Raw genomic sequence first — 26,361 nt, 5'->3', positions numbered from 1 at the left:
CCGCGGGTGATGTCAGTCGTCCTCGGGCACGACGATCACCGTGGGCACCGGGACGCGCAGGGCCTCGGCGACCGCCTCCTCCAGCTCCCCCGGCGTCTTCACGGCACAGCCCCGCGCGCCGTACGCGACGGCGAGTGCGGGGAAGTCCGGCGCGTGCAGGTCGACGGCGACCGGCCGCATGCCCCGCTCCCGCATCTCCTCGCGGATCTCCCCGAAGCCGCCGTTGGCGAAGACGACCACCGGCAGGCTCAGCTCCAGCTCCACGGCCGTCGCCAGCTCCTGGAGGCTGAACTGGAACGCCCCGTCGCCCGCCAGCGCCACCACGGGGAGGTGGGGCCGGCCGAGCTTGGCGCCGATGGCGGCGGGCAGCGCGAAGCCGAGCGTGCCGAACCCGGTGGGGAACAGGAACCGCCCGGGCGGGTCCATCGGCATGCCGACGAGCGCGCCGTGATAGACGCACATGGAGTTGTCCCCCACCACGACGCTCTCCGGCGGCAGGGCCCGGCGCAGCGCCGCGAGCTGGCCCGACCACCTGCGGGTGAGCTCGTGGAGCTCCGCCTCGTGGCCGGGGCCCGGCTCCGCCTCCCGGCGGGGACGCGGCACGGCGCCCTGCCGGTCGAGCCGTTCGGCGAGCCCGCGCAGGGCCAGCTCCGCGTCCGCGACGATCGCCACGTCGGCCACGTGGTCGCCGTGCATCTGCCCCGGGTCAATGTCGACGCGCACGAGGCGGCCGGAGAGGGCGAAGGCGTCGTCCCACAGGTCGGCGGGGCCCAGCTCGGTGCCGACGGCCAGCACGACGTCGCACGCGGCGAGCCACCGGCGGACGGCCGCCAGGTGCAGCGTGGTGCCGAGCGCCAGCGGGTGGCTCTCCGGCACCGCGCCCTTGCCGTTGACCGTGGTCACGACCCGCGCGCCCAGCCGTTCGGCCAGGCGCATCGCCAGGCGCCCCACGGGGGGCTCGTCCTCGCCCTGGGGCCGCTCTCCCGGGCACTGTTCACCCGGGCACGGTTCACCCGGGCGTTGGGCCCCGCCGCCGAGCACGAACCCCGGGCGGCGGGCCGTGCGCAGCAGTGCGGCGGCCGCGTCGAGGGCCGACGGATCGGGCTCGCGGCGGGTGATCCGATAGGGCGGGACGATCTTGACCGGGCCCGTCAGGTCGAGCAGGTCGAAGGGGATCTCGATGTGCACCGGCCGGGGCCGTCCCTCGGCGAAGCGGCCGAAGGCGCGGGCGACGGCGGCGGGGATCTCCCGCACGGTCGTCACGCGGTGGCTCCAGGCGCACAGCGCGTCGAGCGCCCGCGACTGGTCCCTGCTCTCGTGCAGGTAGCCGCGGCCGTCGCGGGGATGGCCGGTGGGGACGCCCGGGGACACGAGCAGGATCGGGGAGGAGTCGGAGTACGCCTGCCCGAGGGCCGTGGCCGCGTTGACCACGCCGGGTCCCGTGGTGGTGACGACGACGCCCGGTCTGCCGGTCACCCTGGCATATCCGTCGGCGGCGTATCCCGCGCCCTGCTCGTGCCGGGGCGTCACGCAGCGCACGCCCGACCGGTCGAGCTCCTCGTAGATCGCCAGGTTGTGGGTGCCCGGAATGCCGAAGATCGTGTCGACGCCGTGCAGCCTCAGCGCCTCGACCAGGGCGCGCGCCCCCGTGGGCGTCGTGATCGTCGCCGCAGGGGGCATCGGGTCATGGCCGTCCACGTATCACTTCCCGGGGAGAGAGTGGAGGGGGTTCCCTTGGGGTTTCCCAAAATGCGTTCCCCTTCCACGCGCCGCCCTACCGTCCGCGTGCCGATTTTTCAGAAACGGGGACGGGGACGCGTTCCCACCTCGTGTTCGTCCGATCCGCGGGTCAGCACATTCTCAATGGACTTGACGGCCTGGCGCACCATGCGGTGCATCGCCTCGGCGGTGTGCGAGGCGATGTGCCCGGTGACCAGGAGGCGGTCGGGAAAATCCCGCCGCAATTCGCCGGCCTCCGCGCATTCCGCGCCGTAGAAGCCGTCGAAGACCGCCATGCTCACGCGGCCCTTCTCCAGGCCGGTGTAAAGAGCACCGGGACTGACGATGGCCGGGCGGGCGGTGTTGACGAGGATCGCGCCCTCCGGCATCCGGCCGATCACCGAAGAGTCGATCATCGACCTGGTCTCGTCCGTCTCCGGCACCATGACCACGAGGATGTCGCTGGCCGCGGCCAGGTCGAGCAGGGGCAGGTAGGAGACGCCGAGGTCGCGTTCGACGTCCGGCCTGCGGGTGCGGCTGTAGTAGGACACGCGGACGCCGAACCCCTGCCGCAGGATCTCCGCGATCCGCCGGCCGTTGGCGCCCATGCCGATGATGCCGGCGCGGCGGGCGGCGAGCTCGTGGGGCAGTTCGTCGGAGCCGTGCCAGCCGGGGACCCGCTCGCCCAGATGCCGGGGAATGCCCAGGTTGGCGTTGACGATCTGGGCGACGGTGAACGTGGCGACCGCGTCGGTGGCCGCCCCCGGCGTGTTCGTGACGGCGATGCCCAGCCGGTCGGCCGCCGCGACGTCGACGAAGTTCTCGTAGCCCACGCCGAGGAAGGCCACGACCTTCAGCGTCTTGCGCGCCTTGCCCAGCGCCCGCGCGGTCGCCCGCTCCTCGCCTCCGTGCAGGTAGGCGACTGCTCCCTGCAGCTCGCGCGCCAGCAGGTCCTCGGTCAGCGGCGACGCGGGCCGCCGCACCGTGAGCCCCTGCCTGGCGAGCGGCTCCAGGAGCGCCGTGTCGATGCCGGCGCCGGTCACGAGGACCGTCCCACCCCTGAGCTCCGCTCCGGCCGCCGGCAGCAGCCGCGCAGGACGATAGTCCGTTATATCCCTTGGAGCCGCAGTTTGGGACATTTCAAATATCTTTCAGACTTAGGACATATATGTCTGTTTTTCTCTGTGGTATCTCTCCAATCACGACAACCAGGCGGTGCACGAAATACCACTGATGGTCCAGGCGACGGAGCAGGAATCCAATGGTATAAGGGTTGTGGTGGTTCCGTCTCCACCTGAATCGGAAAAGGAAACCCCTAGGGAGGGTCTGGGGACCCCGGCCTCGGTCCCGCCCGGCCACACGAGCGTGCTTTTCTCCACGGAAGCGTGGAAGAAGGCGCGCACGGCGCAGCGCAGAGAGGGCCACGGATGAAACTCCAGCCGCGACAGCAGCTTCTGGAGCTGTGGGAGGCGGCAGCGCGCGCCTCCTACCGGGACGACGTATGGATGTGGGGCGGCCGCGACGGGTCGAACTCCATCTCCGACGCCGAGCAGCTTCTGTGCTTCATGTATCCGGCCTCCGAACTGCCGGGCTTCCGCCTGGACACGCCGGACGAGACCGCCGACGACGTGCTGGCCGCGCTCACGGTCCTGGGCGACTCGGTGGAGATCCCCAAGCTGATGCTGCGGGTCATCGGCCAGTATCTGCGCACCTACACCGCAGAGGACGGGCGGCCCCTGTTCTCCGGCGGCACCTACTTCCGGCCGCTGGACGACGAGACGAAGGTCACCCCCGAGCAGCTCCAGCTCGACGTGGTCGACTCCTTCTCGATGTCGGTCACGCTCGCGCTCGGCACACTCGGCTTCCTGAAGGTCTTCCGCCAGAGCGTGCGGCGCGAGTCGATCCGCCGCGAGATCCGCGAGCTGGAGGACCTGGCCAGCAAGCGGCTGTCGGCCGCGATGGTGGGCCTGCTGCGCAGCTTCACGGTCAACGCGTTCGACCCCGGATCCACAGCGGGCCGCGCGCTGCTGCGCACCGTGAACCAGACCGGCGCGCCCACCCGCCGCGTGCTCGAAGACCTGCGGCGTGAGCTGCGGCCCGTACGCGCCGGCCTGCGCGACCTGACGATCGGGTCGGGCAGCCAGGTGGACCTCGACAACGAGAACCTGCTGTTCGAGTGCGGATGGACGTGGGGCATCGTGAAGGACGCCCCCGACATCGCCACGCCGCTCGACATCGGTCCCCAGCCCATGGGCGTGGCCGCCGACACGCCGTTCCTCTACTTCACCGTCAACGCCCTCGTCGGCATCGCCGACCTGTTCTCCGCCCGCACCCGCGTCCTGAGCCTGCTCAGCGACGACCAGATCACCCTCGCCCAGGCCATCCAGCGCCGCTGGGACCTCACCCAGTCCTACTGGCGCACCATCGCGACGTACGGACGGGGCACCTGGCCGCTGGAGGACATCCCCTGGCGGACGGTCGACGAGAAGGAGTCGGACTACTACAGCCTCGGCGTCACCGCCATGGTCGTGCAGAGCCTGGTCAACAACCGGGCGGCCGACGTCGACCTCGGCCGAGTCGCCGCCGTGCTGGAGGAGCTGGCCATCCGCGCAAGGATCATCCGCAGGGCGGTGCCGGGCGACCCGCCCGTGCTCATGCACTCCCCCGGCGTCCCGATCAACCTGCACGGCAGCGACGCGCTCGGCCCCCACCTGCTCTGGGTCGTCTCCGACTTCGCCATCACGCTGCTGAAACGCACCATCTGGGCCGCCTCCATCGCGCAGAACACCGGGATGCGCGAGCGGCTGCTCGCCCTCGCCGACCAGATCTGGCGGCACATCATGCTGCGCCGCCACGCCGACGGCCCGGCCGCCGGCCTGTGGGACCAGCCGGGCAACGTCTTCGCCGACATCGAGGCGCGCGACGAGGAGCCGTCCTGGTATTTCAGCGAGCGGGTCGTCGAATTCCTCGTCGCCGCCGCGTCCTCCAGCGGGGAGCCGCCGCTGCGCAGCCCCCAGCTCGTCGAGCTGGCGCTCCAGATGCTCGGGGAGGCCGAGCACCTGCTCGACCAGGAGCTGGTCACCCGGCCCCTGGTGGGCGGCCAGACGATCCAGCCCAAGCTGCGCTCGATCCAGGCGTCCCTGCAGCGGGCCAGGGCGATCGTCAGCGACCGGCCGGCCACCGCCCAGGCGCTCATCAACGACGCCCTGCTCGGCCTCGAACGGCTGTCCGCCGCCCGCGACAGCGCGTCGGAGGCGATCTGAGATGCTCGTCTTCGCGATCTCCGACAAGGGCGGCACCGGGCGCTCGGTCACCGGCACCAACATCGTGTACCGCCATGCCCTGCAGGGCAACGACGTCTGCTATCTCGACTTCGACTTCGGCTCGCCGACCGCGGGGGCCATCTTCAGCGTCAGCTCGGTCGCCCGCGGCACCCGGGAGAACGGCCTGCACCACTACCTGCGGGGCGAGTGCCCCCAGCCGCGGCGGGTGGACGTGTGGGCCGAGTCCGACCGCGAGGGGCTGCGGGCCCGCCCGCCCGGCGCGGGACGGCTCGTGCTGCTGCCGGGCAGCGAGGGCGGCGGCGAGCTGTCGGCCCTCACCGACGAGGTCGTCGGCCGCTGCGTCCAGCTGCTCGGGCGGCTGGACGAGGAGTTCGACCTCTGCATGATCGACGTCAGCGCGGGCCGGTCGTTCACCGCGGAGCTGGTCCTGGCGGCGACCGTGCGGATGCCCGCGATCCCGTTCCGGTGGCTGGTCTTCCATCGATGGACGCGCCAGCACATCATCGCGGCCGACGGGCTCGTCACCGGCGCCGACGGGCTGCTCGACGTCGGCATCCGGTTCGGCCACGACGCCGAGGACCTGCGCGACCGCATCCGCTTCGTGCGCACGGCCGTGCTCGAACCGGACGCGGCGGAGCTCGTCGGGCTGCGCGACGAGCAGCGGGCCTGGCTGAGCGCGTGCGACAGCGAGCTGCGCGAGCTGGCCGGCCGCCACGGCGTCGGCCGTACGGCCATGCTCGGCAAGATCCCGCTGGACCCGGTCCTCCAGTGGCGCGAGCAGCTGATCACCGACGAGGACGTGCTGGCCAGCAAGATCGCGAACGCGGAGACCGCCGCCGCGTTCGAGGAGCTCGCCAAGAAGATCGTCGACGACAGCGCGTGGGAGGGCTTGTGACGCCGGTGCACGCGACGTTCGGCGAGGTGGCGGCCGAGCGCAGGATCGCCTCCGTGCCCCTCTCCCACGTGTCCGTCGAGCTCGGGCACCTCTACATGGAGGACTACGAGGCGGGCCCCGACCGGTTGCGCGAGCAGTTCCGCAGGGTCGCGCCGTGGCTCGCCACGGTCCGCTCCCTCTGGCAGGAGCGGGTGCCGGGAGGCCGGGCCCGGGTGAGCACCTGCTTTCTCGTGGACGACTACTTCAGCCGCTTCAGCACCCCGGCCGAGCTGGTCCCGATGGTCCTGGAGGCGGCGGCCGAGCACGACCTGACCATCGACTACCTGGCCCGCGAGTCGGCCTGCGCCCAATCGGGCGGCGTCGAGCTGGCCCGGCTGGTGGAGGACCGGCTCGTGGACGACCCGCCGCCGGAGACCGACGGCTCGCGCCCCCCGGTGAAGGAGACGGGCTGGCTGTGCAACGGCTCGCGCTCGCCCCGCACCGCGCCGCTGCAGGCGATGGGGAAGGCCCGGCCGTGGGAGCCTCCCGCGCAGAACGCCAAACGCGGCCACTCGATCTTCGTGGACGTCGAGTTGTGGGACGAGAAGGGGCCGCGGCGCACCTGGTCGTGCCCCTTTCTCGCGGCCGTCTGGCAGCTCCTGCGGCTGGGGCTGCTGCGCAGCGACGGCCGCGTGCCGCTCCCGCCGGTCGCCCTCGACGGCGGCTGGCCCCGCGACTGGGACGAACTGCCCGCGGTCGTCCGGCTCAACCCTCAGGCCGCGCCGTTCAGCGCGTACACCACACTGTCCGTCCTCTCCCCCCGGTTCCTGCCCGTCGAGCTGGCCGTACGCACGATCCTGAGCCAGTTCGCCGTGGACGACGAGGTCCTGCGGCAGGTCGCCACCCGGAGCGAGGGCGAGGGAATCCGGCTCGAAGAGGAGCTCGTCGACCGCATTTCCTACGTCTTCGTCTGAGGGGTTTCGATTGTGAGGACGGCCCGATGCTGGTGATGGGGGAGGTCCACACCGGGCTACTGCAGAACTCCGGGGAGATCTCCGAGTCGACGTGCCGTCAGGTGCTCGGGCTCATGGCCGGGGAGACCGTGCGCGTCTCCCGCCGTCCCATCGTCCACGCGCTGTCGCCGGAGCGGCTGACAGGCGTGGACTGCGCGCTGCCCACCGCGTCCCGCTCCCGGGTGAGGGGCGTCGGCACGGTGGTGTCCCGCTGCGCGGTGACGGGGGGCCGGGTGGCCCAGGGGTCGTCGTACGCCCGGGTGGTGCGCTCGGAGGCCGACCGCAGGCTCCCCTGGTCGCACTACCTGGCCCGTCCGGGGGTCGTGGAGGTCCTCGGCAAGGTGAAGGCGGCCGACCTCGCCGAAGGGTTCACCGGCGACACCGTGCCCGGCCGCCCCGACGGCGCCTGCCTCGACCTGGGCGCCGTCAGCGGCCGCTTCCTCGACCTCGTGCAGCAGTCCCCGCTGCTGGACCGCCGGGCCCCCTTCAAGATCCCGCGCACGAACCTGCGGTGGGTGGCCGAGACCGGCGAGCCGTCGATCCGCTTCACCCTGCACGCCGAGCAGGAGCGGACGCTGCGCCTGACGCATCCCGGCCCGTTCACCCCCGCCGTGGTCGACCTGTGCGAGGACCTGGCGACGCACGACTGGCTGCTGACGTCGCTGCTCGTCATCGTCGAGCGGGCGCGGATCGGCGGCACTCCGGGCGCGCAGGCCGTGGCCCGCCTGGCGCCGGCCATCGACCACCTCATGCACCTGTGGATGCCCGCCGCCCGGGTGGAGGAGTGGATGACGCCGTTCTGGGAGAGCCTGGAGCGGCGGCCGGGGTTCACCCGGCAGTGGCGTTCCCTGGTCGACCGGGTCCGCGACCAGGTCGCGATGAACACCCTTGCCCTGCTGAGTGCGACCGCCGAAGCCGGACGGAGGTCACCGTGACCGAAGCAACACCCGAGCCGCCCCCGTCGCTCGTCCCGAGGATCGTGCGCAAGGTCCTCGTGACGGTGCTCGTGGGCGGCGTGAGCTATCTGGTGAGCAACGCGCTCATCCACGGGCAGAACGAGGACCTGTGGAGCCTGCTGCTCGCGACGTTCATCAGCGGCGTCGTCTTCGTCGTGCAGTTCCTCGCGGACGTGGACGACCAGCTCGAAACCGTGCTGCAGGAGCAGCGCAGGCAGCACACGAAGACCCACAACCTGGTGGCCGACAGCTTCTCCAAGATCAACGAGGCGAGCAAGCTGTTCGGCGTCGTGGAGATGTCCGCGCTGGAGACCAGGGGTGTGGCCGAGCTGGTGCAGAACGCCGCCAAGATCCGTGACGACATGCCCGGCCTCGTCAAGAGCCTGGTGCACCACGAGGTCACCCGGATGGCGAAGTTCCTCGGCGAGCTGTCCGACGGCAGGTACGCACTGTACGAGGGCGAGGACCGCGACTGGCTGCTCGGGCTCGCGCGCAACGCCCGGGTCAGTCTCGACGCGATCAGCCTGACCAGTGTGGACGCCCGCGACACCGAGTTCGAGGGCGGCTTCTGGCACACGGACCTCGGGCAGCGCTACGTCAAGCTCCAGCGCGACCTCGTCCAGCGTGGGGCGCGGGTGCGCCGCGTGTTCGTGGTGGATCGTTCCGAGCGGCTCGACTCCGAGGCGTTCCGCCGGGTGTGGAAGTGGCAGACCACGGTCGGGATCGAGGTGCGCACGCTCCTGCTCTCCGACGCGCCGCCTCTGCTGCGCGGCTCGCTGTCCGACTTCATCCTGTTCGACGGGGTCGTCTACTACGAGTCCAACCCCGCCCCCCAGGTCGGCGACGGCATCGCCCCGGTGATCCACAGCACGGTCTTGGTACAGGACCAGGAGCGGGTGCGCGAGCGGGCCGAACGGTTCGCCGAGCTGTGGGAGGCCGCGACCCCGGCGGCGTAGCCGACGCTTAGGCGGGCGACACCGGCGGCGTAGGCGACACTCACGGGGGCAGGAGCGGCGCGGACGACACCGGCGGCGCGGGCGACGTTTACGCGGGCGGAGCGGACGGAGCCGGCGCGGGCGGGAAGGGGCGGTCGGGCCGGCAGACGGCGAGCAGGTCCTTCTCGCGGGCGTCGGGGGTCCCGCCGACCAGGGCCGCCACCAGCTCGGCTGTGACGGGGGCGAGCGTGATGCCGAGGCCGCTGTGGCCGGTCGCCGCCACGACCCGGCCGTGGTCGTCCACGTGGCCGATGATGGGCATGTGGTCGGCGCTGCCCGGCCGCAGTCCGGCCCAGCGCCGGCCGACCGGCCAGGTGGCCGCCTTGGGCATCAGGGCGGCGACGCCTCGCCGGATCTCCTCGATCGCCGCGGCGGTCACCGTCACGTCCCCCACGTTCTCCTCGTAGGTGACGCCGACGGCCACCCTGCCGTCGTGGCGGGGGACGAGATAGGGGAAGTACTCCCGGCCGTCCTCCTTGATCTCCGCGAAGATGTGGTGGCGCAGCGGGTAGGTGACGGCCCCGGGCGGGCGGACGTCGAAGGCCACGCCCTTGATGGGGAACAGGTGGTCGCGGTGGCGCGGCAGGAAGACCCCGCTCAGGTGGCCGGCCGCGACGACGGCCTGCTCCGCCGACACCCGGCGGCCGTCGTGGAGCTCCACCTCGACACCGCGGGGCCCGGTCCGCAGGGCGGTGGCGCGGACCGCACAGAGCACCCGGATCGGCGTGCTCCCCGACAGCACGGCCGTCGCCAGGGCGGCCATGAGCACCCTCGGATCGAGCGCGAGCTCCTCAGACAGCAGGAAGCCGCCGACGACGCGCTCGCTCAGCAGCGGTTCGAGGCTCCTGGCGTCGGCCGCCGTCAGCCGCTCGACGGCGAACGGCGAGTTCTTCCACTGCGGCAGCACCCTGGTCTCCAGGCGCTCCATCTCGGCCTCGTCGAGAGCGACCTGGATGTCGCCGCCGTCCAGCACCGGGACCTCGACGCCCGAGGCGGCGTGGATCTCCTCCAGCCACTGGGGGTAGGCGTCGCGGCTGCGCTTGATGACGCTGCTGAGCGGGCCGAGGCAGGAGGGCTCCGTCTGGGTCAGGATGCCGCCCATCGCGCCGTCCGAGGCGCCCAGCCCGAGACGCTGCCCCGCGTCCACGAGCACCACGCTCGTGCCGCGCTGGGCGAGCCTGTGCGCGATCGCGCAGCCGACCACGCCACCACCGATGATCACGACGTCACAGGACTCAGGCACGCGGGCTCCAATTCGCCGTCCCCTCGCTTCGACAGTAGGCGAGGGAGGGCCGTTCATGAAGGCCACACACGGGTGACCTCGCCGAACTGTACCGCGCGAAAATCTTGGCGGCGGGGAAATCCGCCGAGTCGCGCAAGACCTGCGACGCGCCGGCACGAGAGCTTTGCACCGATCTGGGCATGATGAACCCGACCAGCCGTCGTTTGTGGCGGTCGATGGGCATCCGGGATGAGCCGAAGGCTCAAGCGAGGGGAAACGCGTGAGGAAGACCGCCGTCGTCACGGGCGGGGCGTCGGGGATCGGGCGGGCCGTCGCCGCCGGGCTCGTACGGCGCGGCGTCCACGTCACGATCGCCGACGTCCGGGGAGCCGAAGACGCCGCCGCGGAGCTCGGCTGCGCGGGCGCCGTGTGCGACGTCTCCGACGCGCAGGCCGTGCGGGACCTGGTCACCGGGGTGGCCGCCGAGCACGGGCGGCTCGACTTCCTGTTCAACAACGCCGGCATCGCGGTGGGCGGCCATGCCGAGGAGTTCACGCTCGACCACTGGAACCGGACGATCGACGTGAACCTGCGCGGGGTGGTCCACGGCGTGCACGCGGCGTACCCGCTCATGGTCGAGCAGGGCTACGGGCACATCGTCAACACCGCGTCGCTGGCCGGACTGACCCCCGCGCCCATGATGCTGCCCTACACGGCCACCAAGCACGCCGTCGTCGGGCTGTCGCTCGCGCTGCGGGCCGAGGCGGCGGCGCACGGCGTGCGGGTCAGCGTGGTCTGCCCCGGCTTCACCGACACCCCGCTGCTGGACAACGCCAACCCCGGGCTCCCGCAGACCGAGATCGGGCGGCACGCCCGGACGGTGGCCGTGCGGGCCCAGGGGCGCCTGTATCCCGTGGAGTCGCTCGCCGGCGACGTGCTGCGCGGCGTGGCCAGGAACCAGGCGCTCATCGTCGCGCCCGCGTCCGCCCGCGCCACCTGGCGGGCCGTACGGCTCTCGCCCGCCCTGGCCGTGCGGGCGGCCGGCTCCGCCTTGCGCCGCGTCATAGGCTGAAGCACAGCCGAATCACGGCCGGATCGCCAGGGCGGCGTCGGCCGGTTCACGGGCAGAGCGGCAGATACTCGAACCAGTCGAACGCGGCGATGTTGGAGCTGGGGCGGCCGTTCGAGCTGGCGTACATGCCGACGTAGGCGCCGGTGAAGCCGCCGGCCACGGCGCTGCTGAGGATCCTGCCGTCCACGGGGTCGCCGAGGTCGATCCACTCCCCCGCCGCCACGGCGTACCTGGCCTGGTAGGCCTGCCCGCGCGCCTCCACGCCGAGATACAGCCTCCGCTGCCCGGGCACCCGTACGGAGGCGAGCAGGTCGTCGCCGCCCGCCTTCCTGCGGACGAGTTCCAGGCCGCGCGCGGTGCGCACGAGCAGCACGTGGTGGTCGTCGTTCTGCACCAGCGCGAGCCCGGCGCACTCCCCCGCCCCGGGCAGGAAGTCGAGCGCGGCGTGGACGGCGAAGTCCATGTGCTGCTGCCTGCGGACGATCAGGCTCGGGTTGACCCGCTGGGCCAGCGTCTCGGGCCGCAGCCGCAGCCGCAGGCGGCTGTCGCCCAGGCTCCAGTAGGGCGTGCGCGGCGTGCGCAGGTGGTTCCAGACGGGCGAGAGCCGGTCGCCGTCGAAGTGGTCGCAGGCGGGGACGGCGGGCCAGCGGTGCTCGGGCAGCGCCGGTCCGGCGGCCACGGGCTCGACCTGCGCGGCGACCGGCCAGCCGTCCTCCCAGTGGACCCGGGTGAGGAACGTCTCCCTGCCCAGGTTGTCGCCTCTCAGGTTGCCGGTGCCGAGGTCGCCCGGCGTGCCGTACGGGCGCGTGGCCAGCAGCACCATCCACCACTCGCCGTTCTGGGTCTCCACCAGGTCGGCGTGGCCCGTGCACGCGATGGGGTGTGCGAGGCCGAGATGCCGGTGGGTGAGGATCGGGTTGCGCGGGTTCGGCTCGTACGGCCCGGTGACGTGGTCGGCCCTGGCGACCACGACCGCGTGGTCGTAGGACGTGCCGCCCTCGGAGGTCAGCAGGTGGTACCTGCCGCCGATCTTGTAGAGGTGTGGTCCCTCGCACCACACGGCGCCCCGCTGGACGGCCTCCCAGACGACGTGCTCCTCGCCGCGCGGCTCCAGCGTGGCCGGGTCGAGCTCCAGGAGGTAGACCTCGGTCTCGCCCGGATAGCGGGCCGCCTCCTTCTCCCTGGTGCCGGTGAACCAGAGCCGGCCGTCGTCGTCGAACAGCAGCGAGGGGTCCATCCCGCGGGTGCCCGGCAGCCATCGGGGCTCGCTCCAGGGGCCCGCGGGGTCGGCGGCGGTGACGATGAAGTTGCCCCGCCCGTCGACCAGCGTGGTGACGACGTAGAAGAGGCCGTCGTGGTGGCGGATCGTGGCGGCGTAGACGCCTCCCGAGGGCCGCACGCCGTCCAGGTCGAGCTGCGACGGGCGGTCGAGCACATGCCCGAGCTGCCGCCAGTTGACCAGGTCGCGGCTGTGGAAGACGGGCACGCCGGGGAACCACTCGAAGCTGGAGGTCACCAGGTAGTAGTCGTCACCCACCCGGCACACCGATGGGTCGGGGTGGAATCCGGGGATGACGGGGTTCCGGTACTCCCACCCGCCGACTTCGTCGATCATTCGTCCCTTCCTCGAAACGTGACGGGCCCGGTTCCCCGAGCGGGGAACCGGGCCGTCCGGCACCGGCATGGTGCGCCAGAGCCTTTCAGCGCGGGGCCTCCCTGCGCCAGGCCCCGTCTGCCGGGCTCCGGGCTCCCGTCCCGTGCCGGAGCTCAGGTGTGCGAGCTCGGTCTGTAAGGTTCAGTGCCGCAGCTGGAGCACCCCCCAGTGGCTCGTGTCCCGGTATCCCTGCCCGGTGGCGTCGCTCCAGGTGACCGCGCCGGTCCTGGCGGCGCCCGTGGCGTCGTTGACCTGGACGTCGAAGCCGAGCAGCGTGCCGTCCCGCAGCGTGATCGTGGGCAGCTTCACGGCGGCCTCGATCACGTAGCCGCCGGGCACGACCTTGGCCGCGGCCGTCAGGTTGCCCGCGATGGCGGCGGGGTCGAGCGGGCCTCCGGCCGACGTCTTTCCGGAGAAGCCGATCCGATATTGGCCGTCGTCGTCGCCGTAGCCTCTGGTCTTGCCGTTGCCGGGGTCGACGAAGAACTCGACGGAGTCCTGCTCCCACGGGTTGGCCGACTGCTCGCTGAGCGTGGGGTCGGCGACCTGCGCCAGCAGATAGAGCGTGTCGCCGTTCCACAGCGCCCGGGCCCGCGCGGTCGCCCCCGACGTGCCCTGGATCCAGGTGGCGGTGCGGATCTCCGGCGCGGCCTTCCAGGCCGGGTCGACGACACCGTCGACCACCGGACGGCCCTTGGGCGCGGCGGTCAGCTTCACCGCGGGCGTGGCCGTGATCTTCCCGGTCCAGGAGGTCTGCGAGCCGCCGGAGGCGTCCGCGACCGCCACGGTGACGCCGGTCCCGATCGGGAGCCGCGCCTCCACCAGGTAGCCGTCCTTCGTCTTCTTCACGGCCGCCTCGACGCCGTGCGGGTGGCCGCCGTCGCGCCGGACGGCGTACGGCGTGCCGTCCACGGTGAACGTGACCTTGTCGCCGCGGTCGTCGCTCGCGTCGCGCACCTCGGCCAGGACGTACAGGCACGTGGCCGACGAGCGGGCCTGGAACGCGGCGGACACGTCGCCGACGCGGGCGATCGGGGTGTCGGGCAGCAGGTCCCATTCGAGCTCGCGCTTGCCGTCCACCTTCGGCTTCGCCGCGGGGGCCTCCAGCCGGCGCACCAGCGGCGGCAGCTTCGCCGGGTCCACGACGCCCCAGTAGGCCGGCTTGGCCTGGAGCTCGTCGTCGAACAGCAGCGGGGCGTTCAGCCGGGTGATCGGGAAGGTCGACAGCCACGTGTCGTCGTCGGCCAGGCCCCACACGGTGACGGAGCTGATCTGGCTCTTGTGCCTGCGGAAGACGTCGAACAGCTCCTTGTAGCGGTAGCCCTGCTCGGCGAGCACTTCGGCCGGCACCTCGTCGTAGGTGGAGACGAAGTCGGGGTAGACGCTCACGTCCAGCTCGGTGACCTGCTGGTCCACCCCGAGCGTGGCGAACTTCTCGATGGTGGCCTCGACCTCTGAGGCGGGCGGCTGCTCGATGTTGAGGTGGAGCTGGTGGCCGACGCCGTCGATGGGCACGCCCTCGGCCTTCAGCTTCTTCACCAGGGCGTACAGCGCCTCACGCTTGCGCGGGAACTCGGTGTTGTAGTCGTTGATGAACAGCTTGGCCGCCGGGTCGGTCTCGTGCGCGACGCGGAAGGCCGTGCGGATGAAGTCGAGGCCGGTGATCTGGAACCACTTCGACCGGCGCAGGCCGTCGGGCTGGTTCTCGTCCACCACCTCGTTGACCACGTCCCAGACCGCGATCTTGCCCTTGTAGCGGCCGACCAGCGTCTTCACGTGGTTCACCAGCCGCGTCAGCAGCAGCGCCTTGTCCGCCGGCGAGGCGGTGAGGTCGCGGTCGCCGTCCTTGAACACCCAGTCGGGCGTCTGGCTGTGCCAGGCGAGCGTGTGCCCGCGGAACGTGAGGCCGTGCTCGACGGCGTAGTTCACCAGGTAGTCGCCCTCGCCGAAGGTGAACCCGCCCTCGCTAGGCTCGGTCGCGTCCCACTTGAGGGCGTTGCCGGGGGTGACCCCGCCGAAGTGCTTGAGCAGCAGGTCGCCGTGCTCGCCGAGCGTCTGCGCGCGGGAGATCGCGGCCCCCAGCGTGAACGGCACCTCGTCCTTGGCCGAGGGGATGTCCGTCTGGATCGGCTTGGGCTCGACGTACGTCAGCGTGAAGTCGTCCAGATTGAAGGGGAACGTGCCGGCGTCGGACTCCACGTAGACGCTGAGGAAGTCCACGTCGTACGCGAGCGTGTAGGTGCCGGTCAGCTCCACCCACTGCCCCGCCGGTATCGCCTTGGGCGCGGCCACCCGCTCGTAGCTCGGGGTGCCGTTCGTCCGGCGCTCGATCGACAGGCCGAGGTTGCCCGAGGACGTGTCCGGGCCGAGCCGCACCCAGGCCGACAGCGTGTACTTCGATCCCTTGGCCATCTTGCCGAGCACGCTGATCGCCGGGCCGTCCCAGGTGTCGGACCGGTTCGTCACCGCGAGGCTGTGGGCGCCGCCGTGCGCGACGTCGGTCGTGGCCGTCAGGGACGCCGAGGCGCGCGGCGACCAGCCCTGCGCCGTGCCGGTCTCGAAGTCGGTGCTCAGGCCCGAGCGCGTGGGATCGGTGTCGGAGGTGATGACGATGTCGTCGATGTAGTAGGCGGCGGTGGCCTCGGAGCTCTCGGCGTAGAGCTGCAGGCCGGTGGAGTCGGCGCTGAAGGAGTAGGTGCCCGACAGCTCGGCCCAGCCGTCGTCGGTCACGGTCGCGGCGGCCACGCGTTCGTAGGTGGTCTCGCCGCCGTCGGGTGTGCGCTGCACGGTCAGCGCGATCGTGCTCGACGGCTCCCCGCTCACCATCCGGGCGTACGCCGTGACCTGGTACGTGACGCCCTTCTGGAAGGGCGGGCCGATGGACGCCCCGTGCCAGGTGGCGGTGCGGCCGGAGGTGAGCAGGGAGCCCGACCCCGAGTGCGCGGCGTCCGAGGCCGCGCCGACCTCGACCCCGTCGCCTCTGGGCCCCCATCCTTGGGTGGTGCCGTCTTCGAAGTCGTACTTCGCGACCTGCACGGCCGCGGCGTGAGCGGATGTCGCACTCGCCGCGACCACCGGCAGTCCCGCGAACAGGCACAGGACGGCCGCGGCAGCGGGCCGTACTGCAAGCGAACGCAGGACCACCGCGGCCGCCCGGTGAAGGAGGCTGCGCATCGGGGGGTCTCCTCGTTCCGCGCTAGCGCGCGGCCAGGTTGTCGGTGAGAAGCCGGATGAGGGGCTCACGCCGGGTGCAGTTCGACAGGGCGAAGGAGTCGGCGAGCGCGAGCAGCTCGTCGTCGTCCAGCCCGCGGAACAGCTCGGCATACTCCGGCAGCAGCGCCTGGGCGATCAGAATGTGCCGGATGAGGTCGTCGGTCTGGTAGCGGGCGCCCCACGGGTAAGGGTCCCAGGACGGGAACTCCGTGTCGATCAACCGGTGCAGCGGCGCCAGCTCGCTCGCCGTCTCCTCCATCGTCGAGCCCCACCGGTCGGCGCCGAGCCGCTTCTTCTTCTCCATGAACGGCCCGAACCGCTCCATGTAGGACCCGCCCGCGCCGACCAGGCCCTGCAGTCCGACGTCCTTGTAGGTCCAGATCGACCAGCCGGCCTCGTGCGCGTCGTAGATCTCCAGCTGGTCGCGCAGGATCTGGTAGCGCTGCTCGTCCACCAGTGGGTCGCCGGAGTAGACGGGCCCGAATTCGCCGACCCAGATCGGCGTGCCGGTCTCCCGCTGGAAGGCGGTGCGGCGGGCGAAGGCGCGCTCCAGCTCCTCGCGGTCGCACCACTCGCCCCGGGTGTACCCCGGGTACGGCCCGCCGTGGGCGAAACCGGCCAGCGCGTAGTCGTGGCAGACGAACACGGTGTTCTCGTAGACCTCGCGGAACACCGAGAAGTCGGTCGAGTAGGTGTTCCCGTCGAGGAACAGCACGTGGGCGGGGTCGACGGCGCGCAGCGCCTTGACCAGCCGGTCGTAGAAGGGCCCGACCACCTGGCCGCTCGGGTCGGCCGGCTCGTTGATCGGGTTGTAGCCCGCCACCCACGGGTCGTCCTTGTAGCGGTCGGCCATGACCTCCCACAGGTGGACCGCCCGGTCCTGGAAGTGCCGGTGCCGCCAGAAGGAGGCGACGTGGGTGGGGTTGTCGGAGTGCCAGTGCTGGTTCTGGGCCCCGGGAAGCGCGTGGAGGTCGATGACGCTGTAGACGCCCCGCTCCCCGAGCATCCCGATCACCCGGTCGAGGTGGCGGAAGCCGCGTTCGTTGATCTCCATCGGCCGGTCGTCCGCCTCGAAGTGGCGGTAGTTCACCGGGATCCGCACGCAGTTGACGCCGACGTCCCGCAGGAGGTCGGCGTCGGCCTCTGTGAAGAACGATGTCAGGAAGCGGTCGAAGAACATCTCGTAGCGTTCCTCGCCGAGCACCCCCCGCACCGCCGCGCGCATCGAGGACTCGTCGGCCGGGTAGCCGGTGATGAAGTTCTCCATGTTGAGCCAGCCGCCCAGGCCGGTTCCCCGCAGCCTGACCGTGTTGCCCGCCTCGTCCACCAGCCGGGATCCGGACACGCGCAGCAGCGTCATCGACTCTCCTCAATCCCCGAAACCGGCGAATCCTCGAGTTCGGGCGGCGCGGCCGGAGGGCGTCGGCCCCGTCTCCTCCCCCGCTACCCGCCGTTGGCAGTCACGCTGAAAGTTTCGGTCAATATCCGAATGTTTCGTGGTCCGGAGAATAAGTAAAGCTGAGGTTAAGCGTCAAGGGCGCTCACGGCTTGATCACAGCAGTCTGACGTCTCATCAGGGGGAACCGGTTCAGGTATCCCGAAACTTTCGGCTACGATCTGCATCATGCCAGTGAAGAGGCGGGTGACCATCGCCCAGATAGCGGAGGAGGCCGGAGTCTCCGTTCCGACCGTGTCCAAGGTGATCAACGGCCGTCCCGAGGTGGCGCCGGAGACCCGTCAGCGAGTGGAACGCCTCCTGCAGAAACACGGCTACCAGCGCAGGACGGGACAGGGCGACGGCCCGGTCGGTTTACTGGACCTGGTTTTCGCCGAGATCGAGAGCCCGTGGGCCATGGAGCTGGTGCGCGGGGCCGAGCAGGCGGCGCACGAGGCCGCCGCGAGCGTGGTGATCTCCGTGCTGCACACGCACGCGGGCCCCGGCCGTGACTGGCTGGAGCGCATCGCGGCGCGGCGCACCGACGGCGTGATCATCGTCAGCTCCCGGCTCTCGGTGCGTCAGCAGGGCCAGCTCAGCGCCCGATCGATCCCGTTCGTCGTCGTCGACCCCGAGGGCGAGCCGCCGCCCGGTGTGGCGTCGGTCGGCGCGACCAACTGGCACGGCGGCCTCGCGGCCACGCGCCACCTTCTCGACCTCGGCCACACCCGGATCGGGATGATCGGCGGTCCGCCCGACATGCTGTGCAGCCGGGCCAGGATCGACGGCTACCGTGCCGCGCTGGAGACCGCCGGGGTGTCCATCGACCCCGAGCTCATCCGCTACGGCGACTTCCTGGTCAACTCGGGCCACGACGCCGGTCACGCGCTGCTGTCGCTGGACAAGCCCCCGACCGCCATCTTCGCCGGCAGCGACATGCAGGCGTTCGGCGTGTTCGAGGCGGCCCGGCAGCGGGGCCTGCGGGTGCCCGAGGACCTCAGCGTGGTCGGCTTCGACGACCTGCCGCTGTCCCGGTCCGCGTGGCCGCCGCTGACCACCGTGCGCCAGCCCCTTGAGGAGATGGCCGCGCTGGCGGCGCGGATGGTGCTCGCCATGGGCCGGGGTGAGAACACCGAGGCCCGCCGCGTCGAGCTGTCCACCGACCTGGTGGTCCGGGAGAGCACCGCACGTCCCCGATGAGGCCGAGACGCCCCCATGATCGTCCAAAATGGGAGGGCTTGGACGAATGGGGGCGGGATGACCGACGAACACGCTAAGGTTTCTGCGGATATCGCCGGGTTCGCGGGACGGGGCTGACGGTTGCGGAGTTCGCGTGGAGCGGCCGTCACGGCATTCGCCGCGGCGCTCATGCTTCTGGGAGGTTCCGGGTCGGCGGCCCTCGCGGCGCCGGTCCGCGACGGTGCCGCGACGGCGCGGGCCGGAACAGTGCAGGCCGGAACAGTGCGTGCTGTGGCGGCGTGGACCACGCCGGAACGCGACGCGGAGCACGCGCCGACCGCCCCGGCGTCGGCTGTTTCGGGCAGATCGTCGATCACGCCGGCGTCCGTTGTCCCCAGTGGACGGCTGACCGCTCTGGCGTCCGCGGATCCCGGCAGGCGGGTGGCCACGTCGGCGGAGGGGTCGTCGGTCGAGGAGCACCCCTGCCCGGTGGCCGTGCCGTCCGGCACGACCTGCGGATATCTCCTCGCCCCCGAGCGGCGTGACGTCCCCAACAGCAGGACCATCAAGGTCGGCTACGCGGTGCACCGGGCGTCGCCTGCCGCGGAACAGGCGGCCGACCCCGTCGTCTACATGAGCGGCGGGCCGGGATCGGCCTCGCTCCAGCTCACCGGGTTCCTCACCCGGATGTTCCCCGGCCGCGACGTGGTCGTCCTCGAACAGCGCGGCGGGCGCTACTCCGAGCCCAGGCTGAGCTGCCCCGAGATCGTCCGCGGGGTCGTGGACACCCTGAGCACGCCCGGCCCCGCGTCGGCCGAGACCGCCCCGCTCGCCCGGCAGGCGCTGGCCTGCCAGTCGCGCCTGGAGGCCGAGAACGTCGACCTGCGCGGCTACCGGACCGCCGAGATCGCCGCCGACGTCGTGGACCTGCGGACCGCGCTCGGCTACCCGCGGTGGTACCTGTTCGGCGTCAGTTACTCGACCCGCCCGATGCTGCTGGCGGCGGCGCGCGACCCGCAGGGCACCCGGGGTGTCGTGCTCGACTCGCTGCTTCCCGCGGGCGCCCGCTGGTACGACGAGTCGTCCGCCGCGCTCTCGGCGACGATGACCAAGCTGGGGGTCGCCGCCCGGTTCGACGCCATGGTGAAGGCCCTCAACGCGCACCCCGCGACGTACGAGACCCGCGACCCGCTCACCCGGGAGCGGCTGACGGTGCAGCTCACCGGGGACGACGTCGCGACGATCCTCGGCGAGGCGCTGCACGAGGCCGGCGTGGCCGCGATCGTGCCCGCCCTGGTGGACGGGCTCGCCTCCGGGCGCACCGAACTGCTGCAGCCTTTGGTGGACGCGGCCGGCGACGCGCTGACCTCGCACGAGTGGGGCCTCTACTACGCCGTCCAGTGCCAGGACGAGACGCCGTACAACACCTTCCGGAACGCGCGGGGCCCCCGGCTGTTCACAGGGGTCGTCGACGAGGCGGTCTGCGATGCCTGGGACCTGCCCGCCGCGCGGCCGGACGCCGACCTCCTGACCCCGCACACGCCGGTCACGCCGGCCTCCTCGAACCCCGCGTCGCCGGACGGAGCGACACCGGAAGCGACACCGGAAGCGACATCGGAGGGGGCGCCGCCGGAGGAAGCGTCGTCGGAAGGGGCGCCGCCGGAGGAAGCGTCGTCGGAGGGGGCGACGCCGCCGGTCCTGGTCCTGGGCGGCCAGTTCGACCCCACCACCCCGCCGGAGGCCGCGCAGAAGGCGGTGTCGGCCGTGCCGGGCGCGCGGTTCGCCGAGTTCGCCGGGGCCGGGCACGCCGTCTTCCTGTCGAGCGCCTGCAGTCGCCAGACCATCGCCGCGTTCCTCGACGACCCGGCCGCGACGCAGCCCGTGTGCGACCCCGGCGCGGCGCCGTACTCCGTCGTGCGTCCGGGTGACCTGCTCCTCACGTCGTCGGCCTACCGGCTGTCGCGGTCGCCGATCCCGCTGGCCGTCCCCGCGGCGTTCCTGCTCGTGTCGGCCGTCCAGCTCGTCGCGGGACTGGTCTCCCTGCTGCGCAGGCGCGGCGGCGGGCTGAGCGCGCTCGCGGGCCTGGCGGGGATCGCGCTGGGCGCGCTGTCGGCGCTGAGCCTGTCGGGGGTCCGCGACTGGACCTCGTTCGCGATCGGGGTGCCGCACGCCCTGGCCTGGTATGGCCTGCTGGCCCTGGTCTCCACGGGACTGTCGATCGTCGAGGCGTTCCGGTTGAACGCCGCCGCCGCCCGGATCGTCCCCGCCCTGACCGGCCTCGCGTTCCTCGCCTGGCTGTACGGCTGGCTGCTGTCTTGATCAAGCCCGCCTTAAGGGCTGATTAAAAGGAAAGTTTCTTAATAGAGAACGTTGACGCGGCTGGTCCGGCGGCTTACGTTCCGATCAGAGCCTCTGGGGGGCAGCCGCACACCGCCCTGGCGGGCGGGGAGCCGCCCGACGTCCCTCCGGGCGAGGCGCTGACCCACGTCCGGACGTCCCGCGGCGACTCGCCCGGACATACGGCACAGCCTCCGGGCCGTCCCGGACCGGTGACACCGGTGCGGCCTGGAGCCGGCGCCCCGGCGGTCTCGTCCGATCACGAATCGGGAGACCGCCGGGCGTCGCGCACGCCCGGGAGATTCTCAGCCGGCGGCGTGCTCATCTGCCGGCGTGCTCATCGGTCCGCGGCGAGGCCCCGGGAACGGCGGGCGACGTGCCTGGTCACCAGCAGCATCCCGCCGACCGAGGCCAGCATGCCGGCGGCGACGACCGGCACGACCGCGCCGAACCCGGAGGCCCCGGCGACGAGGCCGAACAGCGGCGGCCCGACGAGCGCGCCCATGCTGCCCATCTGGGCCACCATCCCGGTGCCCACGTCCGCGTGGTCGAGGCGTTCGAGCACGAGGGGAAGGGCGGCGAAGGCGAAGGCGCCCAGCAGCCCGTTCTCCAGGGAGACGATCCCCGCGCCGGTCGCCGCGGCGGCCAGCGGAGCGCCCGCGCCGTAGACGAGCCAGGCGGCCGGCACGACCACCAGCCCTGACACGGCGAGCACGGCGAGCGGCACGCCCCGCCGGAGCAGCACGCCCACCGACAGCCCGCCGAGGACGCCGACGAACGAGATCGCCGAAGTCAGCGCGCCCGCGGCTCCCGCGGAGCTCGCGTGCTCGTCGATCAGGAGCGTGGGCAGCAGCACGACCACCGGCATCGTCACCAGCACCATCAGGCAGAAACACGCGGTCAGCAGCGCGGGCCACGCCAGCGCCCGCGCACCGGGCACGGGCCCGGCGGCGGCCTCGGACGCGGACGTCCGCGGCAGCCGCGTCCGGACGGCCACCGTCATCAGCACCGTCAGCCCCGCGATCAGCAGCACCCAGCCGCGCCAGCCGAGCGTCTCGCCGGCGACGCCGCCCACGAGGGTGCTCACGCCGATGCCCACCGGGACGAACGTCGCCCAGATCGACAGTGCCAATCCCCTGTCCCGTTCCTCGGCGAGATGGAGGACCAGCGCCGGGCAGGCGACGGTGACCACGAGATAGCCGACGCCTTCGGCGACGCGGGCGGCCAGCAACCAGCCGAAGCTCCCCGCGGCCGCGCTCAGCGCGCTCGCCGCCACCATCAGCGCCAGAGCGGCGATCAGCGACCTGCCCGCACCGAACCGGCGGACCAGATAGCCGGCCGGCAGCCCGGCGACGGCGCCCACCCCGACCACCGCCGAGATCGCCCAGCCCAGTTGCGACAGCGACAGCCCGAGCTCGCCGGCCATCGACGGACCGACCGCGGAGAACTTGCCGAAGCTCATCGCCACCACCACTCCGGTGAGGTAGATGACCATGATCGTCAGCCACGGCGAGCGCCGCGCCGGCACCTCGTCGCGCTCCGATCCGCCCACGGTCCGGTCGGGGGTCATCAGCTCTCCTCCACGGCGGTCGCCACGACGCAGGCACGGCGCCGGATGCCGGATCCGTCCGTCGTCCACTCAATCAGGGAAATGCGTACGCCACCCGGAGGATCACCCGAAACGATCATTTCCGCACGGTCCGCAGCCGCCGCCGGGTGGCCGCGCGGCATGGGCGGGCCGCGATCAGTGGGACCATGGCTGGGTCGGCGCCCGGCAAAAAGGAAGGCAAGGCAGGTGGACCAGGTCGCCCGGATGGACAAGGACACCCGACCTACACGCGGCGGTCGCCGCCGTCCGCGGGTGCTCGCCGCACCGCACGGCCGCACTGGCGCGATCACGGCATCACGCCGCCGCCTGCGGGTGCTGGCCATGCCGCTGCTGGCCCTGCTCTCGGTGCTGCTGATCGCGACGCCCGCGCGGGCCCACGACGTGCTCGTCGGCAGCGATCCCAAGGACGGCGCGGTTCTCGGCACCATGCCCTCCACCGTGACGCTCACCTTCGACCAGGCCGTACGCCGCGACTTCGCGCGGATCGCCGTCACCGGGCCGGACGGCGCGCACTACGAGCAGGGTGAGATCACGGTGGACGGCAGGAACGTCTCCATCGGTGTACGCGCGGGCATCCCGGCGGGGGCCTACGCGATCGGCTACCGGATCGTGTCCAACGACGGTCACCCGGTCACCGGCGCCGTGAAGTTCACCGTGACCGGCGGAGGCGCGGCTCCCGGTGCGGTCACCACGCCGACGGCCACCGCCGCAACCGGCACGGCGAATTCCGGGGCTGGGACGACCGGCACGGGGACGACCGGCCAGGGCGGCGGAAGCTGGGTATGGGGGCTGCTGGCTGTCACCGCCGCCCTGCTGGCGCTGTGCACGCGCGTGCTCGTGCGGCACGACCGTCGCCTGCGCGACGGCACGATCCCGGCTCCCCCTGCCGCTGGGACGCCCCGAGCGGCCTCTGAGGCGTCGGGCTCACCCGGGTCAGGGGCAGAGGCGGCCGGTACGTCGTCGGCGGACTCCGGCGCGGACGGCCCGGCCACCGGACGCTCCACGGCCGCCGGGACCGGCGCCGGAAGCTCCCCGGCCTCGGGCGGCGCCGCATGACCACGACCTCGGAACCCCACGTCTCGGCGGGCCGGCCTGGCACCGGCACCGGCACCGGCACCGGCACCGGCACCGAGCATGCCCGCGCCCGGGTCCCGGCGGCGGGGCTGACCGCCGGAGCCCTGCTCGCGGTCGTGATCGCGACCTGGCTCACGCTGCCCGGACGCGTGCCGGGGCTGCCGATGCCGGGCACGATCGTGGAGTACGGCCTGCCGGTCGTCCGGCTCGTGCTCGATCTGGCCGCCACCGCGACCATCGGGCTCAGCCTGCTCCCCAAGCTCCTCGGCTTCGACGACCCGGACCGGACCGAGCCGATCGCGGCCAGGGCCCGGCACTGGGCCGTGCTGTTCTCCCTGGTCTGGTGCGCGGCCGCGCTGGTGTCGGCCGTCCTCAGCGCCGCCGAGCTCACCCCCGGCGCGTTTCCCGACGTGGCGGCGTACGTCGACGGCATCGGCGCGGGCCAGGGCATGATCGTGAGCGCGTCGTGCGCCCTGGCCAGTGCCGCCGTGGGGATGCTCGCGGTGCGGTTCGGCGAGAAGGTGCCCGCCGAGCTGCGGGTGCTCGTCGCCGGATTCGGGCTGCTGCCGCTCCCGGTCACCGGCCACGCCTCGAACTGGTACTGGCACGACCTCAGCATGGTCTCGATGGAGCTGCACGTGATCGGGGCCTGCGCCTGGGTGGGCGGCCTGGTCGCGCTCGCCGTCCTGCTGCCGCGCCATCGCGACCTGCTCGCCCGCACACTGCCCCGGTTCTCCCGGCTGGCGACGTACGCGCTGGTCGTCGTGGGGCTGTCCGGGCTCTTCAACGGCCTGGTGGAGCTTCTGCTCACGCCCGGCGAGAGTTTCCCCGCGTCGCTGGTCACGACGGGGTACGGCCGGCTCGTGGTCGCCAAGGCGGTGTTCACCGCGCTGATCGCGCTGCTGGGGGGCAACATCCGCTGGCGGCTGCTGCCGGCGGTCACGCGTCAGGCCCCGACCGCGTTCGCGGCCTGGGCGGCCCTGGAGCTCACCGTGATGGGCCTCGCGTACGGCGTCGCGGTGGCGCTGACCAAGACCCCGGTCGCCTGACCCACCGCGACCCCACGCGCTCGGCCGGTGGCCCGCCCGTCCCGGGCCGCCGGGCCGCACCACCCTGCCCGTCCCGCGCACCGCATCCAGGCCACCGCATCCAGGTCACCCGTCCTGGCCCGCCGGGCCGCACCACCCTGCCCGTCCCAGGCCACCGCACCCAGGCCGCCCACCCTGCCGTCCCGCCAGCCGGGCCACACCACCCTGGCCCGGCGGCCGCACCCCGTGCGGCCCCTCAGAAACGCCGAGAGCCGCCCCCGGCAAGGGAGCGGCTCTCGGAGAGGCGGGTGCGGGTGGTCAGGCCGTCGGCTTGGACACGGCGGCGGACGCAGGCGTCGCCTCGGCCCCGGCCTCAGACCCGGCAGCGGACGCGGGGGTCGCTTCAGCCGCGACATCGGACGTCGCCTCGGTCCCGGCGGCGCGCGACGAGCCGGGCCCGGCCGTGATCTCCCGCTCCTCCGGCCGCGTCTCCGCGGCGATCCGGTCCTCGGCGGCGGCGGCCGTCAGCCCCCTGCGGCCGGCGAACCACTCCACCGCGTACCAGACGACGGCCAGCGCGACGAGCGCCACCGGCCAGGCCTCCGGCGCGTACGGCGGGGCTTCGAGCACCCGGTCCTGCACCAGCAACCCGCCGTACACCCCGGCGGTGGCGAGCACCGCGCCCACGAGCGGCCGAAGGTGCCTGATCGGCACCAGGAAGGCCAGGTCGACGCCGAGTCCGGCGAGCAGGAAGAAGAACGGGATGGTCGAGGGCGGGAACCCGCCGCCGACGAGCAGCGGCCAGATCAGGCACCGGTAGGCGACGTACACCCCGGCGATCGTGGTGGCGGTGAAGCGGCGGCCGACCATGACGCGGGCGAAGACCAGGATCGCGACGCCCAGCACGCCCGCGTACGTGGCGTAGACGACGTCCGGGATCGGCAGCGAGAACTTGAGCACCATGGCGCGGTCGACGGCCCGGCCCATCTGGTTGGCCGCGAACTCCAGCAGCGTCGGCTCGGCGTACGGCTGCCCGCGGTCCCAGGAGGCCAGCTCCAGCACGCCGTACTCCTGCTGCAGCTCGGGGAAGTGCGCGTTCTCCAGGAAGAACGCGAACAGGCCGCCCAGCACCAGCGTGCGCCGCCTACGGCTGATCTCGGCGTAGTGGCCCGAGCCGAGATACCAGCCGCGGATCGCCCCGGCGAGCATCAGCGCGGTGCCGATGTACAGCAGCGCGTGGGAGGGACTCCACGCGGTGATGTCGATCCCGTTGACCCGGTGGTTGATCAGGTCGAGCGGGATGGCGATGAGGAAGACCCCGGTGCCCCACACGATCAGACGGGAGGCCGTGCGGTCCACCCCGTAGCCCGTGTACCAGTGCACGATCGTCAGCGCCACGGCGATCACCGTGCCGACGGTGTTGAGCAGGTGCGGCGGGGCCAGGTCGTCGCGCAGCCACTTGAAGTGCCACGACACGTCCCAGCTCGATCCGAGCACCTTGAGGACGAACGCCGCGAGCCAGCCCAGGTAGAGCACCCGGAAAAGGTCCTGCGGCGTCTGCCTGCCCGCCTCCCCCCGCGTCCAGTACGGAAGAGCCCACTCGATCGCGCGAGCGGGGATCTGCTTGAGCGGCGTTCCATTCACGCGCGAAATGATGCCGTTCCCCATGGTGGGGCGCAATCAGGGATTACCCCGAT

General features: G+C 72.3%; 18 protein-coding genes. 10 read left to right on the top strand and 8 right to left on the bottom strand.

Going from position 1 to position 26,361, the window contains the following annotated elements:
* Positions 1-12 precede the first annotated feature (12 nt).
* Complete coding sequence (locus tag FLX08_RS16325) at positions 13-1,698, bottom strand: thiamine pyrophosphate-binding protein (RefSeq protein ID WP_208761496.1); 1,686 nt, start codon at positions 1,696-1,698, stop codon at positions 13-15.
* A gap of 98 nt (positions 1,699-1,796) precedes the next feature.
* Positions 1,797-2,762 (bottom strand): 2-hydroxyacid dehydrogenase, encoded by a 966-nt coding sequence (locus FLX08_RS16320; RefSeq protein ID WP_167530444.1) that lies wholly within the window; start codon positions 2,760-2,762, stop codon positions 1,797-1,799.
* Positions 2,763-3,146: 384 nt separating this feature from the next.
* On the opposite strand from FLX08_RS16320, the gene FLX08_RS16315 reads away from it, so the two are divergent.
* The 5 genes from FLX08_RS16315 to FLX08_RS16295 are packed head-to-tail and all read left to right on the top strand — an operon-like array spanning position 3,147 to position 8,802.
* Entirely contained in the window at positions 3,147-4,982 is a 1,836-nt protein-coding gene (locus FLX08_RS16315) for an SCO2524 family protein (RefSeq protein WP_142619699.1), read from the top strand.
* A gap of 1 nt (position 4,983) precedes the next feature.
* Complete coding sequence (locus FLX08_RS16310) at positions 4,984-5,898, top strand: SCO2523 family variant P-loop protein (protein ID WP_142619698.1); 915 nt, start codon at positions 4,984-4,986, stop codon at positions 5,896-5,898.
* A complete protein-coding gene (locus FLX08_RS16305; protein WP_142619697.1) occupies positions 5,895-6,851 on the top strand; it encodes an SCO2522 family protein in 957 nt (318 codons plus the stop codon). The genes FLX08_RS16310 and FLX08_RS16305 overlap by 4 nt, the downstream gene beginning before the upstream one ends.
* 26 nt (positions 6,852-6,877) lie before the next feature.
* Complete coding sequence (locus FLX08_RS16300) at positions 6,878-7,825, top strand: SCO2521 family protein (protein ID WP_142619696.1); 948 nt, start codon at positions 6,878-6,880, stop codon at positions 7,823-7,825.
* The gene (locus FLX08_RS16295) at positions 7,822-8,802 is read left to right on the top strand and encodes a phosphatidylserine/phosphatidylglycerophosphate/cardiolipin synthase family protein (RefSeq protein WP_142619695.1); all 981 of its coding nucleotides are present in this window, start codon (positions 7,822-7,824) and stop codon (positions 8,800-8,802) included. The genes FLX08_RS16300 and FLX08_RS16295 overlap by 4 nt, the downstream gene beginning before the upstream one ends.
* Before the next feature lie 88 nt (positions 8,803-8,890).
* On the opposite strand, the gene FLX08_RS16290 is transcribed toward FLX08_RS16295, so the two are convergent.
* Positions 8,891-10,084, bottom strand: a complete 1,194-nt coding sequence (locus tag FLX08_RS16290) for an NAD(P)/FAD-dependent oxidoreductase (RefSeq protein ID WP_167530443.1) — start codon at positions 10,082-10,084, stop codon at positions 8,891-8,893.
* Positions 10,085-10,343: 259 nt separating this feature from the next.
* Between FLX08_RS16290 and FLX08_RS16285 the strand changes: the two genes are divergently transcribed.
* Positions 10,344-11,135 (top strand): SDR family NAD(P)-dependent oxidoreductase, encoded by a 792-nt coding sequence (locus FLX08_RS16285; RefSeq protein ID WP_142619693.1) that lies wholly within the window; start codon positions 10,344-10,346, stop codon positions 11,133-11,135.
* A gap of 46 nt (positions 11,136-11,181) precedes the next feature.
* On the opposite strand, the gene FLX08_RS16280 is transcribed toward FLX08_RS16285, so the two are convergent.
* The 3 genes from FLX08_RS16280 to FLX08_RS16270 form a co-directional block, all read right to left on the bottom strand.
* Positions 11,182-12,750: a glycoside hydrolase family 43 protein gene (locus FLX08_RS16280; protein WP_142619692.1), complete on the bottom strand. Its 1,569-nt coding sequence runs from the start codon at positions 12,748-12,750 to the stop codon at positions 11,182-11,184.
* 180 nt (positions 12,751-12,930) lie between these two features.
* Positions 12,931-15,963, bottom strand: coding sequence for an endo-1,4-beta-xylanase (locus FLX08_RS16275; RefSeq protein WP_167530442.1), 3,033 nt, complete (start codon positions 15,961-15,963; stop codon positions 12,931-12,933).
* Between the two features lie 22 nt (positions 15,964-15,985).
* A complete protein-coding gene (locus FLX08_RS16270; RefSeq protein WP_142619690.1) occupies positions 15,986-17,362 on the bottom strand; it encodes a glycoside hydrolase family 5 protein in 1,377 nt (458 codons plus the stop codon).
* A 264-nt stretch (positions 17,363-17,626) separates the two neighbouring features.
* On the opposite strand from FLX08_RS16270, the gene FLX08_RS16265 reads away from it, so the two are divergent.
* Positions 17,627-18,637: a LacI family DNA-binding transcriptional regulator gene (locus FLX08_RS16265; protein ID WP_142619689.1), complete on the top strand. Its 1,011-nt coding sequence runs from the start codon at positions 17,627-17,629 to the stop codon at positions 18,635-18,637.
* Between the two features lie 270 nt (positions 18,638-18,907).
* A complete protein-coding gene (locus FLX08_RS16260) occupies positions 18,908-20,935 on the top strand; it encodes an alpha/beta fold hydrolase (RefSeq protein WP_167530441.1) in 2,028 nt (675 codons plus the stop codon).
* Positions 20,936-21,290: 355 nt separating this feature from the next.
* Here the strand turns inward: FLX08_RS16260 and FLX08_RS16255 are convergent, their stop codons facing one another.
* On the bottom strand, positions 21,291-22,523 hold the full coding sequence (locus tag FLX08_RS16255; protein ID WP_142619687.1) for an MFS transporter: 1,233 nt from the start codon (positions 22,521-22,523) through the stop codon (positions 21,291-21,293).
* 225 nt (positions 22,524-22,748) lie between these two features.
* Between FLX08_RS16255 and FLX08_RS16250 the strand changes: the two genes are divergently transcribed.
* Positions 22,749-23,618, top strand: a complete 870-nt coding sequence (locus FLX08_RS16250) for a copper resistance CopC family protein (RefSeq protein WP_244312685.1) — start codon at positions 22,749-22,751, stop codon at positions 23,616-23,618.
* Complete coding sequence (locus FLX08_RS16245; RefSeq protein WP_142619686.1) at positions 23,615-24,685, top strand: copper resistance D family protein; 1,071 nt, start codon at positions 23,615-23,617, stop codon at positions 24,683-24,685. Before FLX08_RS16250 ends, FLX08_RS16245 begins: the two co-directional genes overlap by 4 nt.
* A 297-nt stretch (positions 24,686-24,982) precedes the next feature.
* Here the strand turns inward: FLX08_RS16245 and FLX08_RS16240 are convergent, their stop codons facing one another.
* The gene (locus FLX08_RS16240) at positions 24,983-26,308 is read right to left on the bottom strand and encodes a hypothetical protein (RefSeq protein WP_208761495.1); all 1,326 of its coding nucleotides are present in this window, start codon (positions 26,306-26,308) and stop codon (positions 24,983-24,985) included.
* Positions 26,309-26,361 lie beyond the last annotated feature (53 nt).

Source organism: Microbispora hainanensis, assembly GCF_006874475.1.
In the GTDB taxonomy this organism is placed as follows: domain Bacteria; phylum Actinomycetota; class Actinomycetes; order Streptosporangiales; family Streptosporangiaceae; genus Microbispora; species Microbispora hainanensis.
Note: the sequence above shows the minus strand (reverse complement) of the source record. Positions and strands in the feature narration are given on the sequence as shown.